This window comes from Marinobacter sp. (assembly GCF_039977835.1).
Taxonomy (GTDB): Bacteria; Pseudomonadota; Gammaproteobacteria; order Pseudomonadales; family Oleiphilaceae; genus Marinobacter.
The window spans coordinates 25,048-44,916 of the sequence record NZ_JBDWCL010000013.1 but is presented as its reverse complement, the minus strand read 5'-3'; the positions used below and the strand labels follow the sequence as shown (position 1 = coordinate 44,916).

The following is a 19,869-nucleotide window of genomic DNA, read 5'->3' as shown; positions in this document are numbered from 1 at the left end:
ATGGCTCATGAGTGACCCGTTCGTTCTGGAGACCCGAAACCTCGTCAAAGAGTTCAAGGGCTTTGTTGCGGTCGATGACGTCAACCTGAAGGTGCAGCGTGGCCACATTCATGCGCTTATCGGCCCCAATGGCGCAGGCAAGACCACCGTCTTCAATCTTCTTACCAAGTTCCTGATTCCTACCCGCGGAAAGATCCTGTTCAAGGGTAAGGACATTACCTCCATGAAGTCCGCTGCCATTGCCCGCGAGGGTGTGGTCCGTTCCTTCCAGATTTCCGCCGTGTTTCCACACATGACTGCGCTGGAGAACATCCGCGTGGCGCTGCAGAGCTTTGAAGGTAACTCCTTCCGTTTCTGGAAATCCGGCGAGTCGCTGAACAAACTGAATGACCGCTGTATGGAACTGCTGGACAGTGTGGGCCTCACCGAATTTGCCAACACGACCACCGTTGAGCTGGCCTATGGCCGCAAACGTGCTCTGGAACTGGCTACCACTCTGGCCATGGAGCCGGAGTTGATGCTGCTGGACGAGCCCACCCAGGGTATGGGCAGCGAAGACGTGGAGCAGGTTGTCGAGCTGGTCCGTAAAGCCGCCCAGGGCCGAACGGTTCTGATGGTTGAGCACAACTTGGGTGTTGTCAGCAAACTCTGCGACCGGGTGACTGTTCTGGCCCAGGGCTCGGTGCTGACCGAGGGCGATTACCAGGAAGTCTCTGAAGATCCCCGGGTACGTGAGGTTTACATGGGCGGCAGTGCGGCCACGAAGCAGGAGACAGCGGAATGAGCCCGGCTCCCCATAAAGAATACGAACAGCTGCGCATCTCTGGCCTTCACGCGTTTTACGGTGAATCCCACATCCTCCACGGCATTGATATGGAGGTTAAGCGAGGAGAGCTGGTCACCCTTCTGGGCCGCAACGGGGCCGGCCGCAGCACTACCCTGAAAGCCATTATGAATATGGTAGGCCGGCGAACCGGTTCGATCATGATCAACGGTGAGGAGACCATGTCCTGTGCGCCTCACCACATAGCAAGGTTGGGAGTCGGGTATTGCCCCGAACACCGGGGCATTTTTTCCGGGCTTAATGTCATGGAAAACCTGACTCTTCCACCCATCGTCAGAAGCGGCGGCCTGGGGCTGGAGGAAATTTTCTCCATGTTCCCGAACCTTTATGAGCGCCGCACCAGCCAGGGTTCAAAGCTCTCTGGCGGGGAGCAGCAGATGCTGGCCATGGCCCGGATTCTGCGGACCGGCGCCAATATGCTGCTGCTGGACGAAATTACCGAGGGTCTGGCCCCGGTGATTGTTGAGAAGCTGGGCGAGGTTTTGGTCAAGCTCAAGAAGAAGGGACTGACCATCGTCCTGGTTGAACAGAATTTCCATTTCGCCGCACCCCTGGCGGACCGTCATTACCTGATGGAACACGGCCAGATTGTGGAGGAGATCAGTGCCGACGAACTTGAAAGCAAGCAGTCGACGCTGGACAGATACCTGGGGGTCTGATTCCCGGGTTCGAAAGTGCAAGAGAGCGCAGTAGAGAATGCAACAAAAGCAACAAGAACGATTTCCGAAAACCAACGCAACGAACAGTAGCGGAGAAACAACAATGACAATTACCAAAAAGCTTCTGACATCAGCGATTGCATCAGCCATGCTTGTGGGCGGTGCCCAGGCTGCAATATCCGACAACACAGTAAAGATCGGTTACCTGGCCGATATGTCCGGTACCTACCGTGACCTGGCCGGCCCGAACGGCGAGGCTGCCCTGCGAATGGCTATCGAAGACTTCGGTGGCAAGGTCAATGGCGCGAAGATTGAGGTATTGACCGCCGACGACCGCAACAACCCGGACCAGTCATCCAGCACGGTTCGCCGCTGGCTGGAAGATGACAAGGTCGACCTGGTCGCAGGCCTGGTTGCTTCATCTGTCACCATTGCGGTCACCAAGCTTCTGGACGGCAGCGATACCCTGGGGATTGTCTCCGGTTCGGCGGCCTCAAGCATCACCAACGAACACTGTACCCCAAACCACATCCACTACGTGTATGACACTTATCCGCTGGCGAACGGTACCGCCAAGGCTGTTGTTCAGGAAGGCGGCAAGAGCTGGTATATCCTGACCGCAGACTACGCGTTCGGTCATGCCCTTGAGGGAGACGTCACCCGGGTTGTGGAGGAGAACGGCGGTGAAGTCATCGACACCGCCCGTCATCCCTTCCCGACCTCGGATTTCTCATCCTACATTCTGCAGGCGCAGTCCTCAGGGGCCGACGTGGTTGCCCTGGCCAATGCCGGCGCCGATACCACCAACGCCATCACCACTGCCGGTGAGTTCGGCCTGACCCAGAGCGGCCAGACACTGGCAGCGCTGTTGCTGTTCCTGACAGACGTTCACGCACTCGGCGCCGAAACGGCCCAGGGCATCCAGCTCACCACCGGCTGGTACTGGGATCTGAACGATGAGACCCGCGAATGGTCTGACCGCTTCATGGAAGAGACCGGCGTACGTCCGACCATGGTTCACGCAGGCATCTACTCCAGTGCCATGCAGTACCTGAACGCCGTCAAGGAAACCGGTTCGGATAAAGCCAGCGATGTTCGCAAGCAGATGATGGCCACGCCCATCAACGACATGTTTGCCAAGAACGGCACTATCCGCGAGGACGGCCGCATGGTGCATGACATGTATCTGGCAGAAGTGAAGACACCGGCAGAGTCCGAGAGCGAGTGGGATCTGTACGAGATTCTCCGCACCATCCCGGGAGACGAGGCCTATCGCCCGCTTTCCGAGAGCAAGTGCTCGCTCGTTTCAGGCAACTGATGTACTGACCGACGAGCCGCCCCGCGCTATCCAGTAGTTCTGGCGGGGCGGCTGCTGACCTGCAGACACGCAATTCGCCTTTGCAAGTCGAACATGCGCTGCTTTTGGAGTTTGTAACATGACCGAGATTCTGGGAGTCCCCACGGCCGTGCTGTTTGGCCAGTTACTGCTCGGGATTATCAATGGCTCGTTCTATGCCTTACTGAGCCTTGGGCTGGCGGTTATTTTCGGCCTGCTCAAAATCATCAATTTCGCCCATGGTGCCATGTACATGCTGGGCGCCATGGTCACGGTTATCATGTTCGACGTTATGGGCATCAACTACTGGGTGGCGCTGTTCCTCGCACCTGTGGTGGTTGGATGTTTCGGCATGCTGATCGAATACTTCCTGTTGCGGCGTATTGCCGGCCAGGATCATATCTACAGCCTGCTGCTGACCTTTGGTGTGGCGCTCATGATCCAGGGCATTCTTACCAACATCTATGGTGTCTCCGGCATGCGCTATTCCATGCCGGAGGTCTTCCAGGGCGGGTTCCGGCTGGACTTCATGTATCTTCCCTACTACCGGGCCTGGATCATCTTTGTGGCGCTGCTGGTTTGCTTCGGCACCTGGTTCATGATCGAGAAAACCAAGCTGGGTGCGTACCTGCGGGCAGGTACTGAAGACTCCCAGCTTATGCAGGGGTTCGGTATCAACGTACCGCTGCTGGTAAGCCTCACTTATGGTTTCGGGGTTATGCTGGCGGCGTTCGCCGGGGTGCTCGCAGCGCCTGTCTACTCTGTTAATCCCGTAATGGGGTCCAATATCCTCATTGTGGTGTTCGCCGTTGTGGTTATTGGTGGCATGGGTTCCATTGCGGGAGCCATCATTACCGGTCTTCTGATGGGCATTATCGAAGGCTTTACCAAGGTCTTTTACCCCGAGTTTTCGTCTGCGGTCATCTTCCTGGTCATGGTGGTTGTACTGCTGATTCGCCCTTCGGGCCTGTTTGGTAAGGAGGCGTAATCATGAGCAATTCTGAAAACCAGAGCGAACTCCAGGCGACAATGATGAATGACCTGAAAGCGGACCAGCGCAGGAAGATGATCCTGAACCTGGTCATCCTGGCTCTGCTGATCCTGGCCCCGGCCGTGATCTACGCCACCTTCCTGATGAAAATCCTGTGTTTTGCGTTGTTTGCGGTAGCCTTCAACCTGCTGCTGGGTTTTACCGGGCTGTTGTCCTTCGGTCATGCTGCGTTTCTGGCGGCAGGCGGTTATACCACCGGCTACCTGTTATCGAGTTACTCGGGGCTGACGACGGAAATGGGCATCATCGCTGGTACTGCAGCCGCTACGGTGTTGGGCGTGTTGTTTGCCATAGTGGCAATCCGGCGCCAGGGCATCTACTTTGCGATGATCACACTGGCCCTGGCCCAGCTTGTGTATTTCGTGTTTGTCCAGGCGCCGTTCACTGGCGGTGAAGATGGCCTGCATGGGGTGCCACGGGGGCACCTGTTCGGCATCATCGACCTGGAAAACAACGTGGCCATGTACTATTTCGTGCTGGCCGTGTTTATCGGCGGGTATCTGCTGGTACAGCGCATCGTCAACTCCCCCTACGGGCAGGTTCTGAAAGCGATCAAACAGAACGAACCGCGTGCCGTGTCCCTGGGCTACAATGTCGACCGCTACAAGATGATTGCGTTCGTGATCTCGGCAGGCCTGGCGGGCCTGGCAGGCTCCCTGAAAACCGTGGTGTTCCAGCTCGCTTCCCTGAACGACGCCCACTGGCACATGTCCGGCGAGGTCATTCTGATGACCCTGCTGGGCGGTACCGGTACGCTGCTGGGTCCCGTGGTAGGGGCCACCTTCGTGGTGAACCTGGAGTACCAGCTTTCACAGGGGCCGCTGGGTGACTGGGTAGACCCCATCCTCGGCGCCATCTTCGTGCTGACGGTAATGGCCTTCCGCTCGGGTATTGTGGGGGAGATCCAGAACTTCATGCGGAAGAATATGAGTTAGTCACCGGCTGCCCAACTGCCATACCCCAGCTCCATAACCCTGGCTACATCTTCCTCAGGTATGGCAGTGAGATCCCCCAGTTCCAGGGTGTCGTAGTGGAAGGCATAAAGGCGAGAAGTAAATTCCGCAACGGGCAGGGAAGCTTCGCCACGGATCTCTCCGTGGCCTCTTGTTGAGCAGGTGATGCCCTGGCCCCAATCCTGGCCGCTGTCATTATTGGGGTTGAAGAAGTACACCCGCATCTCGTTCGTGGGGCTCAGGGCGACACGCTGGATGGTAATGGCGTGGCGGCCGACGAAGCGGGCGGCACTGTCGGTGACGGCAATGCCGGCGGGCTGGTGGTGAATGACCGGCAGATTGCCGTTGTAGTAGGGGTGATAACTGGCATAGAAGTGTCGGATAAAACCCTCGTAGTCTTTTACTTCTCCGGTGTGGATGTCGGCTACCACCTTGAAACCATGACTGACCCACCAGCCATAGAATTCCGGGTTGATCCAGCGGTGGGCGTCGTCGTCTCTGTCTTCACAGCGGCGCCACATTTCGCCGTAAAGGCGATCCAGGTGGGGAATCAGGATCAGCGACACGGGGTCCACATCCACCGGAGTGTCCTTGACCAGCCCTGGCTCCAGGTTCCTGGACGACACTTCCCAACCTTCAAAGCGGCCCAGTACCTCATTATCCCTGGCTGCCCAGGCAAGCACCTGGAGCAGATAGTCCGCCTCATTGGCCGCCCACATGGACAATCCGATGGCAGACTGACAACTGGGGTTGTTGCCCTGGCCCACGCCCAGGGGTTGTCCCAGCAGGTTGAGCACACCCGCTAAAAGGAACACCCTTGGCGGCACGGCATCGCCGAAGGCTTCGATCAGAGCCTGGCTGGTTTCGGGCGAAAGTTTGAGTTTGATCTGCCGCCAGAGCGCCTGGGCCACCGGCGGGGAAAACAATGACCCACGCTCAAGCATCATGGTGAGGCCATAGACAGCCTGACAGGTCTCGGGAAAGATGGCTTCATCAATCAGTGCGTCCACGAGCTGGTTGTAGCAATAAAAATCATCGAGCCCTGTCATGGTCAGCCCCATGGCAGTGGGGATCAGCTCCTCTTCGTCGCTGGTACGCAGGAACCTCAGAAATACCGCGTGGTAGGGTGAAGCAAGCCCGGTGTCATGCATGTTGCGGGCAAATTCCGTGGCTTCGGCTGACAGCTCCACATCGTCCATTTTGGTAAGGCGCAGCTGATAGACATCCAGGCCAGGGTCTTCCTTACTGCCGGGCGTGGGCGCAAAAAGGGCGCGGACCAGCCGGGTGGCATCGGCGGTGCCAGTGGTTTTCAGCTCAGGGTCATACAGGCATTTGGCAATCTGGCCGATCATGTCGCAGATGCTGTCCACCTGTACCGGCCCCTGCTCCAGGAGTCGCCATACCTCAGCCACCAGGCTGTCGAGCAGGCTTTCGTAACCAAGATGCGAAATCAGGTACTGGTAAAGGCCCTGTACGACGATGCCGAGCTGCTTCGGGCGTTCCCTGTCGGCCTCGGTGAGCGTTCCCGACAGCAAGTCGAGGTTCAGGGCCATGACCTGGGTGAGGAAGTGCCGGGCCTGTTCGGAGGAAATGCCACGATGAAAATAGTCGCCACGAACAACCGCCAACAGGCGGATTTCGCTGATGGCCTCTACCACTGTGGTTACGGCACCCGCCTCACGCAGGGAGTATTTTGCCAGCGCAGGCTGCAGGATACCGGGTGTGGACCAGTCGCTGGTGCCGAAAATGCCCGCCGACTCCAGTGCCCGAACCCGACGGTACAGCACATCAAAGCCGCCCGGCATCGTCATCAGTAACCGTGCCCGCTCCAGCAGGCTTAGGCTGGAGGCGTTGGGCGACATGCTCCGGGCGCGGGCGAAGTCCGCAAGCGCCATATCAAACTGCATCGAGGCCTGAGCGATATCCAATGGTCAGCTCCTTTTGTGGTATCCCGCCCTGATCAGGAAAGATCGGCGTGCCGCCACTGGCAGTGTAGTTGCACCGGAGCAAGAAACGAAGTGACCAATGACCGGACGTGTGTTTATTGTCTGGCGCAGCGCCGTCTCTCGGCCCGCCACATCAGATACCATGCAACAAATGCAATCAGCGACACCGCCAGAATGATCAGCGCAGCCAGCGCATTGATTTTGGGGGACACGCCCATGCGCACCGACGAAAACACCACCATGGGCAGGGTGGTGGCCCCTGGGCCGGAGACGAAGCTGGCGATAACCAGGTCGTCGAGCGATAACGTGAAGGCCAGCAGCCAGCCAGATATCAGTGCCGGCATGATGACCGGCAGAGTGATCACGACGAAGGTCTTCAGCGGTGTGCAACCCAGATCCATAGCCGCTTCCTCCATGGAGCGGTCGACCTCTCGCAGGCGGGCACTGACCACCACCGCTACATAGGCACTGCAGAAGGTGGTGTGGGCAATCCAGATGGTGGCCATGCCCCGGTCTGCCGGCCAGCCGATGGTTTGCGCCATCTGCACGAACAGCAGCAACAGCGACAGACCGGTGATCACTTCCGGCATTACCAGCGGCGCACTGACCATGCTGGACAGCAGGGTGCGCCCGCGCATGCGCTTGAACCGGGTCATCACGAAGGCGCACAGGGTGCCCAGGCATACCGCCATGCTGGCGGAGTAGAAGGCGATCTTCAGGCTCATCCACACGGCAGACAGGATTTGTTGGTCCCGGAACAGCTCTCCGTACCAGTGGGTGGAAAATCCCGCCCATACCGACACCAGTCGTGAGGCATTGAACGAATAGACGATCAGCACCAGCATCGGCAGGTACAGGAACAGCAGGCCCATAACCAGCATCACCTTCGAGAAACTGAACGGCGGCGACTTAACCATTCTTTTCCATCTCCCGGGTCTGGAGCCGGTGGAACAGCACGATGGGGATCAGCAGCAGCGCCAGCATGACGATGGCAAGGGAGGATGCCACCGGCCAGTCGCGGTTGTTGAAGAACTCTTCCCACAGCACCTTGCCTATCATCAGGGTATCCGGCCCGCCCAGCAGCTCCGGAATCACGAACTCACCCACGGCGGGAATGAACACCAGCATGGAACCGGCGATAATGCCTGCCTTCGACAGCGGCAGCGTGATGGCCCAGAAGGTGGTCAGGCTGCGGCAGCCCAGGTCGGATGCTGCTTCGAGAAGGCGTACGTCCAGCTTTACCAGGTTGGTGTAGATGGGCAGCACCATGAACGGCAGGTAGGCATAGGCGATACCCAGCACCACCGCGAAGTTGGTGTTCAGCATTTTCAGGGGCTCACTGATCACACCCAGCCACATCAGCAGGTTGTTCAGCAGGCCCTGGTTGCCGAGGATGCCCATCCAGGCGTATACGCGGATCAGGAACGAGGTCCACGACGGCAGCATCACCATCAGCAGCAACACCAATTGCATCCTGGCCGAGGCGCGCGCCATGGCATAGGCCATGGGATAGCCGATCAGCAGACACACCAGGGTGGAAACAAACGCGATCTTGACCGAGCCCCAGTACGCGGCGATGTACAGGCTGTCGGACAGCAGGAACAGGTAATTGCCGAAATTCACCACCACCGAGAAGGTGTTGTCCACAAAGGTAAACACCGGCTGGTAGGGCGGAATGGCCATCACCGCCGAGGAGAAGCTGATCTTCAGCACCAGCGCGAACGGCAGCAGGAAGAACAGCAGCAACCACAGGAAGGGAATGCCGAACACCACCCGACGGTGGAACAGCACGGCGCGTACCCGCTCCCTCAGAGGGATGGACGTCAGTTCTCGGGCCACGGCGTCAGTTCCACAGCAGGATGGGGCTGGAGGCTTCCCAGGACACGAACACCGTATCGCCCCAGGTGGGCCGTTCGCCACGGCGTTCCACGTTGGCCATGGTGGCCTGTACCCGCTTACCGCTGGCCAGCTTCACATAGTAGCAACTGATGTCCCCCAGATAGGCGATGTTGTCGACCGTGCCACGGCTCCAGTTGGTGTCTCCGGCCGGCTTTTCACTCGAGATGTAGACTTTCTCCGGGCGCAGGGCAACCAGTGTGGCGGTGCTCTCCGCCGGGGTGCTGACGCCTCGGTCAATGAACACCGGGGCGTCCAGGGCGGTGCTCTCCAGTGTAATACTGTCGGACTCGTCCTCACGGATACGGGCCTCGAAGATATTCACGGAGCCGATAAACTCGGCGCTCATGCGGCTGTTTGGGCTTTCGTAGATATCGATGGGGGATCCCACCTGGGCAATGCGGCCCTGGGCCATGATGGCAATACGGCTGGCCATGGTCATGGCCTCTTCCTGGTCGTGGGTGACCATCAGGCAGGTGGCGCCCACCTGTTCCAGGATTTCCACCAGTTCCAGCTGCATCTCGGTGCGCAGTTTCTTGTCCAGTGCGCCCATGGGTTCGTCGAGCAGCAGCAGTTTTGGGCGTTTGGCCAGGGAGCGGGCCAAGGCCACACGCTGCTGTTGGCCGCCGGAGAGTTGCTGGGGCTTGCGTTTGGCAAAGCTCTCCATCTTGACCAGTTTCAGCATGGCCTCGACCCGGTCGCGGATGTCGCTCTTGGGCAGCTTGTCCTGCTTCAGCCCCATGGCAATGTTCTGCTCCACCGTCATATGGGGGAACAGCGCGTAGGACTGGAACATCATGTTGGTGGGTCGCAGGTATGGGGGCAGGGCGGTAATGTCCTGGCCATCCAGTACCACGCGCCCGGCGTTGGGCGCCTCAAAGCCCGCCAGCATTCGCAGCAGCGTCGATTTGCCAGAGCCGGAACCACCCAGCAGGGCGAAGATTTCACCCTTGTGGATGTCCAGGCTCACATTGTTCACGGCCAGCGTGCCGTCGAATCTCTTGGAGATGCCCTGAATGCTGAGTAGCACCTCCGCTTTCGCGGAGGCGCTGTTGCCGTTTTCCACCCCTTAACGACCAGACTTCACGTTGGTCCAGGTGCGGGTCATCAGGCGCTGGGTGTCCTGGGGCCGACCTTCCATGATGTACAGCTTCTTCATCACCTCATCGGTGGGGTAGATGCTGGTGTCGCCGAGGATTTCGGCATCAACAAACTCGTTGGCGGGCTTGTTGGGGTTGGCGTACCAGACGTAGTTGGTCACGTCCGCGATGATCTCCGGGCGCATCAGGAAGTTCATCAGCTTGTGGGCGTTCTCCACGTTGGGAGCGCCAGCGGGAATGGTCATCATATCGAACCACAGCACCGCGCCCTCCTTGGGGATGGTGTAGCGGATCACGTTGCCGTTGCCGGCTTCCTCGGCGCGGGCGGCGGCCTGCAGGATGTCGCCGGAATAGCCGGCGGCCACGCACAGGTCACCGTTGGCCAGATCGGCGATGTAGCGGGAGGAATGGAAATAGGTCATGTTCGGGCGAATGGCTTTGATCACCTCCCCGCCTTTCCTGATGTCGTCGGCGTTGTTGCTGTTCGGATTCAGGCCGATGTAGGCCATGGCCGCGCGCACCATTTCCTCGCCCGAGTCCAGCATGGCAATGCCACAGCCGCCGGCCGCCAGCTTGCCGGTCACTTCCGGATCAAACACCAGGGCCCAAGAATCGCTCGGAGCGCTGTCGCCCAGGATTTCCTGGATACGGCCCTCGTTATAGCCATAGCCGTTGGTGCCCCAGAGGTAGGGCAGCGAGAACTGGCTGCCCGGGTCCACCTTTTCCAGATCGTCCATAAGATCCGGGTTCAGGTTTGCCATGTTCGGCAGTTTGGTGTGGTCCAGCGGAACAAACGCCTGGGCGGAAATCTGCTTGGCTACATAGTGGTTGGAAGGCACTACCAGATCGTAACCGGAACGGCCGGAAAGCAGAGCCGCCTCAAGAATCTCGTTGCTGTCGTAAACGTCGTAGATCACCTTGATGCCGGTTTCCGCGGTGAACTTCTCCAGCGTGTCTTCGGCAATGTAATCGGACCAGTTGTACACACGCACTTCTTCCGCGGCAAAGGCAGAAGACGCACCCAATGACACAGCAATAGCGGCGGCAAGGGCCGCAGGCTTACACAACTTCAACATCGGTGTTGTCCCTCACTGAAAAGGGATGGATACAAAGCGTGCAGGACGCACGCGTTCTTGTGCGGGTCTTTCACGCGATATGTATCACGAGAATGCAGGGTGCGCTACGAAATTTTTATGAGTGGGGATTGGGGGTTGTGCCTATTCCGGCTTTTTACCGTTGGTGAGGCGACCGTCCGCCCATTGCATACCGTCCCCAGTACTCCGGTGCCTACGCATTCACTTTCCGGAATCGCACCAGAGAGGAACGTCACCCAGTGAATCAATGTGTATTCGAACATCCTGACTCCTCCTGCGGAATCAAGGCCAATAAATCCGTTACGCCAACATCCACACCCGCTTGGGAGAGCAGCGTAGAAGCCTGGCCCCGGTGGTGGGTCTGGTGATTGAAGAAGTGGAGCACCAGATTGGAAAGGCGCATATTGAACGCCACACCCTTGATGTTGTGATAACTCAGAATGTAGCCCAGATCCGCATCTGCCAGCCCTGAAATCCAGTGGAGGATCTGTTCATCCATCCATTGGCGGTGCTTATGCAAACCGCCAAAGTCCTCAAAAAGAACCTGATCCAGGCTGGCCGGGGCTGGCAGCTCTGCAATCGGGCCCAGGGCCTTTGAGCTTGCAGGGTGCGTAGCGAACCGCTTTAGCCAGATAGTGTCGGCAACCACGATGTGGTTTAACGTGCCGAGGATGGAACCGAAGAAGGCATTCCTGTCCTCAGCAAGAGCTGCCTGGCTGAGCTTGCTGGCGGCCTCGTAGACTTTATTGTTCATCCACTGATTGTAGGTTGCCATCAGTTCGAAATGTTGTTTCATGCTCACTCCTCATCGGAATCCAATAAGTGCCGATCTCATTTATCGATTAATCAAACTAGGCAGCGAACCCTGACAGGTCAATACGTTTCGCGTTGCCGGTAGCTTTACGGTATATGCCTATCTTGCAAAATCCCCGGGAAAGCAGGATAAAGGAGCCTTGAAACCCCCTGTGCCGGCCCCTCGCCACAGGCCTGTTTGAGTTCTGGAAGGCTTACCTTATGGGTTCTGGTTTTGCGAGTACTGACGCATTCCTTCAGGCGCACCCCGAGCTGCAGTTTATCGACCTGCTGATCCCGGATATGAACGGTATTGTCCGCGGCAAACGCGTGGACCCATCAACCCTGCGCAAGGTGTTCGAGCGTGGCATTGCCATGCCTGCGTCCATTTTTGCCCTGAATATTCAGGGCACTACCGTGGAAGAGACCGGCCTGGGCCTGGATATTGGCGAGGCGGACAGGGTGTGCCTGCCCATAGATGCCACTCTGACCATGGAGCCCTGGCAGAAGCGGCCTACGGCGCAATTGCTCTTGACCATGTACGAACTGGATCGGGAAACGCCGTTTTTCGCGGACCCCCGCGTGGTGCTGCAGAACATCGTCAAGCGTTTCGAGGAGCTGGGGCTGACCCCGGTTGCCGCCTATGAACTGGAGTTCTACCTGATTGACCAGGAGAATCTGGCCGGTCGGCCACAGCCGCCGAAGTCGCCGATCTCCGGTAAGCGTCCGGCAGGTACCCAGGCCTATTCTATTGATGATCTGGATGAATATGCGGAATTCCTGGCGGATGTGCTGGATGCCGCCCGTGAGCAGGAATTGCCGGCGGATGCTCTGGTGGCGGAATCCGCACCCGGCCAGTTCGAGGTGAACCTGCACTATGTGGATGATGCCGTGCGAGCCTGCGATCACGCCACGCTGCTCAAGCGCCTGATAAAAAATATGGCCTACGACCATGAGATGGATACCACCTTCATGGCCAAGCCCTATCACAACCAGGCCGGTAGCGGCATGCACCTGCATGTAAGCCTGGTGGATGATGAAGGGCGCAATGTGTTCGCTGGCGAGGCGGAGGAACCCAACGACATGCTGCGCTGGGCAATTGGCGGCCTTGTGGCCACCATGAACGACGCCATGGCGCTGTTCTGCCCAAACATCAACTCCTACCGACGATTCAGCCCGGAATACTACGTGCCCAGCGCGGCCACCTGGGGCGTGGACAACCGCACTGCGTCCCTACGCCTGCCTGGCGGAGATCCGGACGCTTTGCGTATCGAACACCGGGTCGCCGGTGCAGACGCCAACCCCTATCTGCTGATGGCGGCGGTGTTGGCGGGCATTCACTACGGTATTTCCAACAGGATTGAGCCACCGCCGGTGACGGTGGGAAATGCCCACGAACAGCATGATGCAACCCTGGTGAACAACCTGAGGGATGCTCTGAGGGAGCTCGGCCAGTCAGCAGTGATGGCGGATTATCTGGGCAACCAGTTCCTGGATGTGTTCGTGGCCTGCAAGGAACATGAATTGAACGAGTTCGAGATGACCATCTCGGACCTGGAATACCTGTGGTATCTCCACACGGTATAGCCCCGCCTATTCGATCACCAGCCAAGTGGACTTGATTTCGGTGTACTTGTCGAACGCATGCAGGGACTTGTCACGGCCGTTGCCGGATTGCTTGAAGCCACCGAAAGGCGCGGTCATGTCACCGCCATCGTAATGGTTGATCCATACGCTGCCGGCCCGCAGCGCCTTCGCCACCTTGTGGGCGGTGTTGATGTTCGAGGTCCACACCGCCGCCGCCAGACCATAGATTGAATCGTTGGCAATGGAGATAGCTTCCTCGGCCGTGGTGAAGCCAATCACCGACAACACCGGCCCGAAAATTTCTTCTGATGCGATGCGCATGTTGTTGGTCACCCCATCAAACACCGTGGGCTGAACAAACAGGCCGCCGGTGTCTTCCATCACGCGGTTGCCGCCTTCCACGAGGGTTGCCCCCTCGGACTGGCCGATACTGATGTACTCGATGATGCGATCAAGCTGCGCCTGATCGACGATGGCGCCGCAGGTCGTTGCCGGGTCGAGGGGATGACCGGGGCGCCAGGTTTTCAGCGCTTCGCAGATCAGGTCGATGAACTCGGCACGAATGCTTTCTTCCACCAACAGCCGGCTGCCGGCGGTGCATACTTCGCCCTGGTTGAAGGCGATGGCAGTGGCCGCCTCGGCAGCGGCTTTCTTGAGGTCCGGCGCATCCGCGAAGACGATATTGGGGCTCTTGCCGCCGGCTTCCAGCCATACCCGTTTCATGTTGGACTGGCCGGCGTAGATCATCAGCTGTTTGGCTACCTGGGTGGAGCCGGTAAATACCAGGCAATCTACATCCATATGCAGGGCCAGCGCCTTGCCTACCGTATGGCCATAGCCGGGCAGTACGTTGAATACACCGGCAGGAATGCCGGCTTCCTCCGCCAGGGCGGCCAAGCGAATAGCCGTGAGGGGAGATTTCTCGGACGGCTTGAGGATCACCGAGTTTCCTGTGGCCAGGGCCGGAGCAATTTTCCAGGACGCCATGATCATCGGAAAATTCCAGGGCACGATGGCGGCGACAACGCCCATGGGCTCGCGGGAAATCATGCCGATCTGGTCGTGAGGTGTGGCGGCCAGTTCGCCGTACACCTTGTCGATGGCCTCGGCGGTCCATCGGATGGCTCGTGCAGCTGCCGGTACATCCACTGCGCGGGCGTGGCCGATGGGTTTGCCCATGTCGAGGGTTTCCAGCAGGGCCAGCTCATCGCCACGGGCTTCGATCAGTTCAGCGAAACGAATAAGAACAGCCTTGCGTTTGGCGGGGGCCAAGTGGCTCCAGGTACCGCTCTCGAAAACCTTCCTGGCGGCGGTCACAGCAAGGTCGGCATCGGCCTGATCGCAACTGGCAACCCGGGTCAGCTCCCGCCCGTCCACGGGGCTGATGCAGGAAAAGGTCTCGCCACCAAGCGCCCATTGGTAATGGCCGTTCACATAGGCACGGCTTTCAAAGGTGAGCTGGGTTGCAGCAGCCTGCCAGCCGGCCTGATCAGTGGGGGTGGTGGAGCGTTCGGGGTGACTCATGGCGGGCTCTCAGGCAAGGGAATTGAGCAATCATAGCAGTACTTTTGTGGGCAATCGCGGCCTCTCATATAGGTAGAAGAACGTGTCTTCCCGAATGTGGTGCGCTGGCATAGACTGACCGCGGCAGCCACTGTGCCCGTTGCTTTCTGATCAGTCCGTTACCCTGCATGGCGTCACATTATGATCGAGTTCCCGCCGGTTCCTTCCTATTACGCAGCCTCGGCCAATCCGGCGCCGCGACGCCCTGCCTTGCAGGGCTCGTGCGAGGCTGATGTGTGCGTGGTGGGCGCCGGTTATACTGGTTTATCCACCGCGCTGTTTCTGGCGGAGTCTGGTTTTCGGGTAGTAATGCTGGAGGCTGCCACCGTCGGGTGGGGCGCGTCCGGGCGTAATGGCGGCCAGATCGTCAACAGCTTCAGCCGTGACCTGGATACGATAGAGCGCCAGACCACGCCGGATCACCTGCGCCTGCTGGCGGACATGGCCTTTGAGGGCAGCCAGATCATCCGCCAGCGCATACGGGATTATCGCATCCGGTGTGACCTGAAAGAGGGCGGCATATTCGCTGCCCTGAACCCGCGACAGCTCAATCATCTGGCAGCCCAGCAGGCCCTGTGGCGCCGGTTCGGCTATGAAAAGCTGGAACTGCTGGACCGGGAAGCGATCCGTGCCGGCGTCAGCACCGATCGCTACGTGGGCGGCGCCATCGACCACACCGGAGGACATATCCATCCGTTGAATCTGGCTCTGGGCGAAGCGGCTGCCCTGGAATCCCGGGGCGGGGTCATTCATGAGCACTCGGAAGTCACACAGATTCTTCCCGGCCAGCCTGCGACGGTGAAAACCCGTGACGGCGAGGTCAAAGCTCAGTTCGTGGTGCTGGCGGGCAACGCCTACCTCGGCGGGCTGGTCCCGGAGCTGGGCGCCAGGTCCATGCCTTGCGGTTCACAAATCATTGCCACCGAACCGCTGGATGAAGCTGTCGCAAAACGGTTGCTCCCAGAAGACAACTGCGTGGAAGACTGCAACTACCTGCTCGATTACTTCCGCCTGTCCGGCGACAAACGCCTGATCTACGGCGGCGGCGTGGTATACGGTGCCCGCGACCCCGCCAACATAGAGCGGCTGATCCGTCCCAACATGCTGAAAACCTTCCCGGAACTGGCCAATGTGAAGATTGACTATGCCTGGACCGGCAACTTTTTGCTCACCCTGTCGCGCCTGCCGCAAATGGGCCGGCTGCACGACAACGTGTTCTATTCACAGGGCTGTTCCGGTCACGGGGTTACCTTCACCCATGTGGCGGGCAAAGCCCTGGCGCTGGCGATCGAGGGGCAGGCTGACCGCTTCGACGCCTTCGCCAGCCTGCCGCACTATCCGTTTCCCGGCGGACGGGCGTTCAGGGTGCCGCTGACCGCGCTGGGTGCCTGGTACTACGGGTTGCGGGATCGGTTGGGGGTGTGATGGTTCAGCTGGCGCCCTTCTGCGTCGCACTTGGCAGAGCCGTCCATGGCGGCTTTGTGGAAGCGTTGCCTGTGGGCGCGGAGCTCTGCCTGGGTTACGAATCGAGCCGATGGAGCCCGGGCCTGAAGCCTTCGTTGTGACACATTTGAGCCGTAGCAGAAGCAGAGTATCGGGTCTCCTGAAGTCGGGTCACCAGTGCATCCACCCGCTCCTGTGCGTCCGCCACGGAAGCTGCCAGTGCGTCGCCGCCTTCCTCCTGATTCTCTACGGCGATGCTGTGGATGTCGGTTATACCAATGAATTGGAGCACGGTGGTCAGGCCAGGTTCAAGATGATTCATGTGCGCCAGTTCGCCTCCGGGCTCGAATCCGGCGCCACCGCGGGAGGAAAGAATAACCGCGTGGCGGGGGCGGTCTGCAAGCAGTGGTGTGAAAGGCGCTTCGGGCGTTGACGGGTCGTACTCCACGGTCCTGCCCATGCGAACCACCTGGTCCACCCAGGCCTTGAGGGCCGCGGGCATGCCGAAGTTATACAGTGGTGCGCCAATAACAAGAATGTCCGCTGCCACCAGTTCGTCAATCAGCTGGTCGCTCTCTGCCAGTGTGTCGTCCATCCAGGGCCGGTGACGCTCTGGTGGGGTGAAGGCGGCCTCTATCCATGGTTGATCGATGAAGGACGGAGGCGTACCGCCAACATCCCTGTAGGTCACCGTGTCATCAGGGCGGCGGGACACCCATTGGCGGACGAACCGGTGAGTCAGGCTGCGGCTGTGGGAACCGTGTTCATGAGTGCCGGCACGGCCGGGGCGAGCCGAAGCGTCGAGTTGCAGAATGTGAGTCATGTGAATCTCCATTTGATTGTGAGAAAATTCATCTGTTGTTAACAGTGAATTAAGCCTAGAGTCATACTCTAAGGCTCACAAACGATGATTTTTTGCTTCTATAGATGAGGTGAGTTCATTCATGAATTCCCGTCGCCTGCCTTCGTTGTCTGCCCTGCGAGCCTTCGAAGCTGCTGCCCGCCATGAGAGTGCCAAGCAGGCTGCCCAGGAACTGTCGGTGACCGCCACGGCCATCAGTCACCAGATTCGCGGCCTTGAGGAAGCGCTGGGAGTGGCCCTGTTCATTCGCAAGCCCCGCCAACTGGTGCTGACGCCCCAGGGGCGGGAGTTGCAGGAGGTTCTGCGTTCGGCTTTTGACAACATTGGTAATACCATCGAGCGCCTGAAGGCAGTGCCCTCGAGGCAGGCGGTCACCCTGTCGACCACGCCGGCCGTGGCCGTGCGCTGGCTGTTATCGTGGGTATGCATGTTGCGGGACACCCATCCGCATATTCATCTGCGTATTCACGCCTCGCATGAAGCGGTGGCTCTGGATGGTGTTACCGCGGATCTTGCCATTCGCTACGGCGATGGCCATTGGCCGGGCCTGGTTGCAGAGAAACTGTTTGATAACACCTTCATACCGGCCTGCAGCCCCCATCTGGGGCTGACAAGGGTTGAGGATCTGCCAGAGCATCCGCTGATTCATTTTCGGCCCCAGCAGGTTTCGGTGACGCCGGTGGATTGGGCCGGCTGGCAGAAGCAGATGGGGGTAACGGGGCTGGACGTCAGCGCCGGGCTGGTGTTTTCAGACGAGACCCACGCAATCTCCGCCGCAGTGGGGGGGCAGGGGGTGGCGCTGATGAGTCGGCCGCTGATTGAAGACGAACTGGCCGATGGGCGGCTGGTGCAGCCCTTCGGCCCGGAACTTGCGGGGAAACCCTTCTACCTTGTTTACCCGGAAAGCCGCCGGCAGGACCCGGCGATACTGGCTATCCGCGACTGGGTACTGGGTGTCCCTGGTGGGTTGTGTCCGGTATCGACGACCGTCGCTGTCTGACCGTCAGGCCGTGGCAACGTTCATCTGCTCCGCCAGGGCGTCGTCCAGCTTATTGGCACGTTGGGCAGCGGGCCTGCTTTCCGTACGCTGGATGTAGTCCCGGAAGACCTCGTTTTGCGGGATGTTCTTCTGCATTGTTTCCCACCAGAGGTAACTGCTCACCAACACATCCGCCGCAGTGAAGTGATCGCCGCAGATATACGGCCTCTGGCCCAGTACCTTCTCCAGCGTATTGATACTGTCTTCCACCCTGCCACAACCGACGGCCTGTACATTGCTGCTGTCGATTTGCCAGCCATAGGCCAGTGCGCTGGTGGCCATCTCGAAGGGGCCCGCCATGAAGAACAGCCAGCGGTAGTAGGGGCCGCGCTCCGGAAATTGGGGTGATGGCGCCAGGCCCTTGTCCGGAAACTGGTCCGCCAGGTAGGCGCAGATCGCCGCCACCTCGGTCACAACCGTGTTGCCATGTTTGATGGCCGGCACCTTCCCCATCGGGTTGATGGCCAGGTATTCCGGGGTTTTCATATCCGGGCCGAATTCCATTGTCTCCACCGTGTAGGGAGCGCCGACTTCTTCCAGCATCCAGCGCACAACCCGGCCGCGTGACATGGGGTGAGTGTAAAACGTGAGTTCCGACATGCTGATCTCCTTTTCGAGCCTGTTTTTTCAGAGGTTTGTTGACTGCGAGACCAGATTAATCTGGTAATAGGTGAATATCTGTCCTAAATAAATGCGAAACTGCATTTTTATGGTTGGTTGCCGGAAACGGCAATCAGGAGGATGGCAATGTCTGGTCCCACGACTCGCGTGTTAACCGTGCTGGAGCTGCTACAAACCCACGGCCAGATCAGCGGTGCTGAGCTGGCGGAGCGGCTGGGCGTGGATCGGCGTACCATCCGGCGCTACATCACCGTGCTTGAGGAACTGGGCATTCCCGTGATGACAGAGCAGGGACGCTACGGCGGTTACCGGCTGGTGGCGGGCTTCAAGTTGCCGCCAATGATGTTCACCGACGAGGAAACCCTGGCGGTGTCCCTGGGGCTGCTGGCTGCCCGTCAGCTCGGGCTGGCGGATGCTGCGCCGGCCATTGACAGTGTGCAGGCAAAACTGGAGCGGGTAATGCCCGCCAACCTGAAGAAGCGGGTGCGCGGTGTCAGTGACACCACCCGGGTGATTCTGCCCCGGGGGGAGCCCAGCCTGGACGACCACGCCCTGCAAACGCTGACGGTGGCCACGGAAGCCATGCGTTCGGTGGGGTTTACCTACCACTCTCCAAACCATGGCGGGATCGACCGCAGCGTCGACCCCTACGGATTGGTGTTCCGACAGGGGCGCTGGTACGTTACCGGCTTCTGCCATCTCCGTCAGGCCATGCGTTCGTTCCGGCTGGATCGCATCAGCAATGTCCAGCTGCTAACCGCCACTTTTCAGCGGCCAGCGGATTTCGATGCAGCGGATTTTCTGAGTGAGAGTTTTTTGTCCTGGGGCCGAACCCACGAGGTCTCCCTACTGCTGCACACGGATCGTGAGTCCGCCGCAGCTGTGTTCGATTTCCACTCATCCTGTGCGGATGGATTCGAGCAGCGTGATGACGGCCTGCTGCTGACCACCCAAACCGACAGCTTCGAGTGGTTCGCCTGGTGGCTGGCGCAGCTCCCGTTCCGGTTTACCATCCTCAAGCCGGATGCCCTGAAAGATGCGTTGCGGGAGCATGCGACGCAGCTGCTGGAATGTTGTGAGTAG

At 59.3% G+C, this 19,869-nt stretch carries 18 protein-coding genes; 9 read left to right on the top strand and 9 right to left on the bottom strand.

Features of this window, described 5'->3' with window-relative positions; translation table 11 throughout:
- Positions 1-7: 7 nt before the first annotated feature.
- The 5 genes from ABJM11_RS05425 (at position 8) to ABJM11_RS05405 (ending at position 4,825) form a co-directional block, all read left to right on the top strand.
- The gene (locus tag ABJM11_RS05425) at positions 8-784 is read left to right on the top strand and encodes an ABC transporter ATP-binding protein (RefSeq protein ID WP_348295891.1); all 777 of its coding nucleotides are present in this window, start codon (positions 8-10) and stop codon (positions 782-784) included.
- Positions 781-1,503 carry an ABC transporter ATP-binding protein gene (locus ABJM11_RS05420; protein ID WP_348295890.1) on the top strand — a complete coding sequence of 241 codons (723 nt, stop codon included), beginning with the start codon at positions 781-783 and terminating at the stop codon, positions 1,501-1,503. Before ABJM11_RS05425 ends, ABJM11_RS05420 begins: the two co-directional genes overlap by 4 nt.
- 103 nt (positions 1,504-1,606) lie before the next feature.
- Positions 1,607-2,821: an ABC transporter substrate-binding protein gene (locus ABJM11_RS05415; protein WP_348295889.1), complete on the top strand. Its 1,215-nt coding sequence runs from the start codon at positions 1,607-1,609 to the stop codon at positions 2,819-2,821.
- A gap of 118 nt (positions 2,822-2,939) precedes the next feature.
- Positions 2,940-3,827: a branched-chain amino acid ABC transporter permease gene (locus tag ABJM11_RS05410; protein ID WP_348295888.1), complete on the top strand. Its 888-nt coding sequence runs from the start codon at positions 2,940-2,942 to the stop codon at positions 3,825-3,827.
- A gap of 2 nt (positions 3,828-3,829) precedes the next feature.
- Positions 3,830-4,825, top strand: coding sequence for a branched-chain amino acid ABC transporter permease (locus tag ABJM11_RS05405; protein ID WP_348295887.1), 996 nt, complete (start codon positions 3,830-3,832; stop codon positions 4,823-4,825).
- On the opposite strand, the gene ABJM11_RS05400 is transcribed toward ABJM11_RS05405, so the two are convergent.
- The 6 genes from ABJM11_RS05400 to ABJM11_RS05375 form a co-directional block, all read right to left on the bottom strand.
- The gene (locus ABJM11_RS05400; RefSeq protein WP_407069969.1) at positions 4,822-6,750 is read right to left on the bottom strand and encodes a hypothetical protein; all 1,929 of its coding nucleotides are present in this window, start codon (positions 6,748-6,750) and stop codon (positions 4,822-4,824) included. The genes ABJM11_RS05405 and ABJM11_RS05400 overlap by 4 nt on opposite strands.
- A 134-nt stretch (positions 6,751-6,884) precedes the next feature.
- Positions 6,885-7,706 carry an ABC transporter permease subunit gene (locus ABJM11_RS05395; RefSeq protein ID WP_348295885.1) on the bottom strand — a complete coding sequence of 274 codons (822 nt, stop codon included), beginning with the start codon at positions 7,704-7,706 and terminating at the stop codon, positions 6,885-6,887.
- The gene (locus tag ABJM11_RS05390) at positions 7,699-8,628 is read right to left on the bottom strand and encodes an ABC transporter permease subunit (RefSeq protein ID WP_407069967.1); all 930 of its coding nucleotides are present in this window, start codon (positions 8,626-8,628) and stop codon (positions 7,699-7,701) included. Before ABJM11_RS05390 ends, ABJM11_RS05395 begins: the two co-directional genes overlap by 8 nt.
- Before the next feature lie 4 nt (positions 8,629-8,632).
- On the bottom strand, positions 8,633-9,751 hold the full coding sequence (gene potA, locus ABJM11_RS05385; RefSeq protein ID WP_348295884.1) for a polyamine ABC transporter ATP-binding protein: 1,119 nt from the start codon (positions 9,749-9,751) through the stop codon (positions 8,633-8,635).
- A 3-nt stretch (positions 9,752-9,754) separates the two neighbouring features.
- Positions 9,755-10,861 carry a polyamine ABC transporter substrate-binding protein gene (locus tag ABJM11_RS05380; protein ID WP_348295883.1) on the bottom strand — a complete coding sequence of 369 codons (1,107 nt, stop codon included), beginning with the start codon at positions 10,859-10,861 and terminating at the stop codon, positions 9,755-9,757.
- Positions 10,862-11,123: 262 nt separating this feature from the next.
- The gene (locus ABJM11_RS05375; protein WP_348295882.1) at positions 11,124-11,681 is read right to left on the bottom strand and encodes a DinB family protein; all 558 of its coding nucleotides are present in this window, start codon (positions 11,679-11,681) and stop codon (positions 11,124-11,126) included.
- Between the two features lie 212 nt (positions 11,682-11,893).
- On the opposite strand from ABJM11_RS05375, the gene ABJM11_RS05370 reads away from it, so the two are divergent.
- Positions 11,894-13,258: a glutamine synthetase family protein gene (locus tag ABJM11_RS05370; protein ID WP_348295881.1), complete on the top strand. Its 1,365-nt coding sequence runs from the start codon at positions 11,894-11,896 to the stop codon at positions 13,256-13,258.
- Positions 13,259-13,264: 6 nt separating this feature from the next.
- On the opposite strand, the gene ABJM11_RS05365 is transcribed toward ABJM11_RS05370, so the two are convergent.
- Positions 13,265-14,782: an aldehyde dehydrogenase gene (locus ABJM11_RS05365; protein ID WP_348295880.1), complete on the bottom strand. Its 1,518-nt coding sequence runs from the start codon at positions 14,780-14,782 to the stop codon at positions 13,265-13,267.
- 180 nt (positions 14,783-14,962) lie between these two features.
- Between ABJM11_RS05365 and ABJM11_RS05360 the strand changes: the two genes are divergently transcribed.
- A complete protein-coding gene (locus ABJM11_RS05360) occupies positions 14,963-16,246 on the top strand; it encodes an FAD-binding oxidoreductase (RefSeq protein WP_348295879.1) in 1,284 nt (427 codons plus the stop codon).
- A gap of 94 nt (positions 16,247-16,340) precedes the next feature.
- Here ABJM11_RS05360 and ABJM11_RS05355 read toward each other — a convergent pair whose 3' ends face one another.
- On the bottom strand, positions 16,341-17,087 hold the full coding sequence (locus ABJM11_RS05355) for an NAD(P)H-dependent oxidoreductase (protein ID WP_348295878.1): 747 nt from the start codon (positions 17,085-17,087) through the stop codon (positions 16,341-16,343).
- 121 nt (positions 17,088-17,208) lie between these two features.
- On the opposite strand from ABJM11_RS05355, the gene ABJM11_RS05350 reads away from it, so the two are divergent.
- Positions 17,209-18,126: a LysR substrate-binding domain-containing protein gene (locus tag ABJM11_RS05350; protein WP_348295877.1), complete on the top strand. Its 918-nt coding sequence runs from the start codon at positions 17,209-17,211 to the stop codon at positions 18,124-18,126.
- 3 nt (positions 18,127-18,129) lie between these two features.
- Here ABJM11_RS05350 and ABJM11_RS05345 read toward each other — a convergent pair whose 3' ends face one another.
- Positions 18,130-18,765 (bottom strand): glutathione S-transferase family protein, encoded by a 636-nt coding sequence (locus ABJM11_RS05345; RefSeq protein WP_348295876.1) that lies wholly within the window; start codon positions 18,763-18,765, stop codon positions 18,130-18,132.
- A 147-nt stretch (positions 18,766-18,912) separates the two neighbouring features.
- On the opposite strand from ABJM11_RS05345, the gene ABJM11_RS05340 reads away from it, so the two are divergent.
- Positions 18,913-19,869, top strand: coding sequence for a YafY family protein (locus ABJM11_RS05340; RefSeq protein ID WP_348295875.1), 957 nt, complete (start codon positions 18,913-18,915; stop codon positions 19,867-19,869).

Excerpts from the sequence above, each read along its gene's own strand:
- ABJM11_RS05405 (WP_348295887.1), top strand. The coding sequence starts at position 3,830 with ATGAGCAATTCTGAAAACCAGAGCGAACTCCAGGCGACAATGATGAAT.
- ABJM11_RS05380 (WP_348295883.1), bottom strand. The coding sequence starts at position 10,861 with ATGTTGAAGTTGTGTAAGCCTGCGGCCCTTGCCGCCGCTATTGCTGTG.
- ABJM11_RS05370 (WP_348295881.1), top strand. The coding sequence starts at position 11,894 with ATGGGTTCTGGTTTTGCGAGTACTGACGCATTCCTTCAGGCGCACCCC.
- ABJM11_RS05420 (WP_348295890.1), top strand. The coding sequence starts at position 781 with ATGAGCCCGGCTCCCCATAAAGAATACGAACAGCTGCGCATCTCTGGC.
- ABJM11_RS05395 (WP_348295885.1), bottom strand. The coding sequence starts at position 7,706 with ATGGTTAAGTCGCCGCCGTTCAGTTTCTCGAAGGTGATGCTGGTTATG.
- ABJM11_RS05350 (WP_348295877.1), top strand. The coding sequence starts at position 17,209 with ATGAATTCCCGTCGCCTGCCTTCGTTGTCTGCCCTGCGAGCCTTCGAA.
- ABJM11_RS05340 (WP_348295875.1), top strand. The coding sequence starts at position 18,913 with ATGTCTGGTCCCACGACTCGCGTGTTAACCGTGCTGGAGCTGCTACAA.
- ABJM11_RS05415 (WP_348295889.1), top strand. The coding sequence starts at position 1,607 with ATGACAATTACCAAAAAGCTTCTGACATCAGCGATTGCATCAGCCATG.
- ABJM11_RS05360 (WP_348295879.1), top strand. The coding sequence starts at position 14,963 with ATGATCGAGTTCCCGCCGGTTCCTTCCTATTACGCAGCCTCGGCCAAT.
- ABJM11_RS05345 (WP_348295876.1), bottom strand. The coding sequence starts at position 18,765 with ATGTCGGAACTCACGTTTTACACTCACCCCATGTCACGCGGCCGGGTT.
- ABJM11_RS05425 (WP_348295891.1), top strand. The coding sequence starts at position 8 with ATGAGTGACCCGTTCGTTCTGGAGACCCGAAACCTCGTCAAAGAGTTC.
- ABJM11_RS05365 (WP_348295880.1), bottom strand. The coding sequence starts at position 14,782 with ATGAGTCACCCCGAACGCTCCACCACCCCCACTGATCAGGCCGGCTGG.
- ABJM11_RS05355 (WP_348295878.1), bottom strand. The coding sequence starts at position 17,087 with ATGACTCACATTCTGCAACTCGACGCTTCGGCTCGCCCCGGCCGTGCC.
- ABJM11_RS05400 (WP_407069969.1), bottom strand. The coding sequence starts at position 6,750 with ATGCAGTTTGATATGGCGCTTGCGGACTTCGCCCGCGCCCGGAGCATG.
- ABJM11_RS05410 (WP_348295888.1), top strand. The coding sequence starts at position 2,940 with ATGACCGAGATTCTGGGAGTCCCCACGGCCGTGCTGTTTGGCCAGTTA.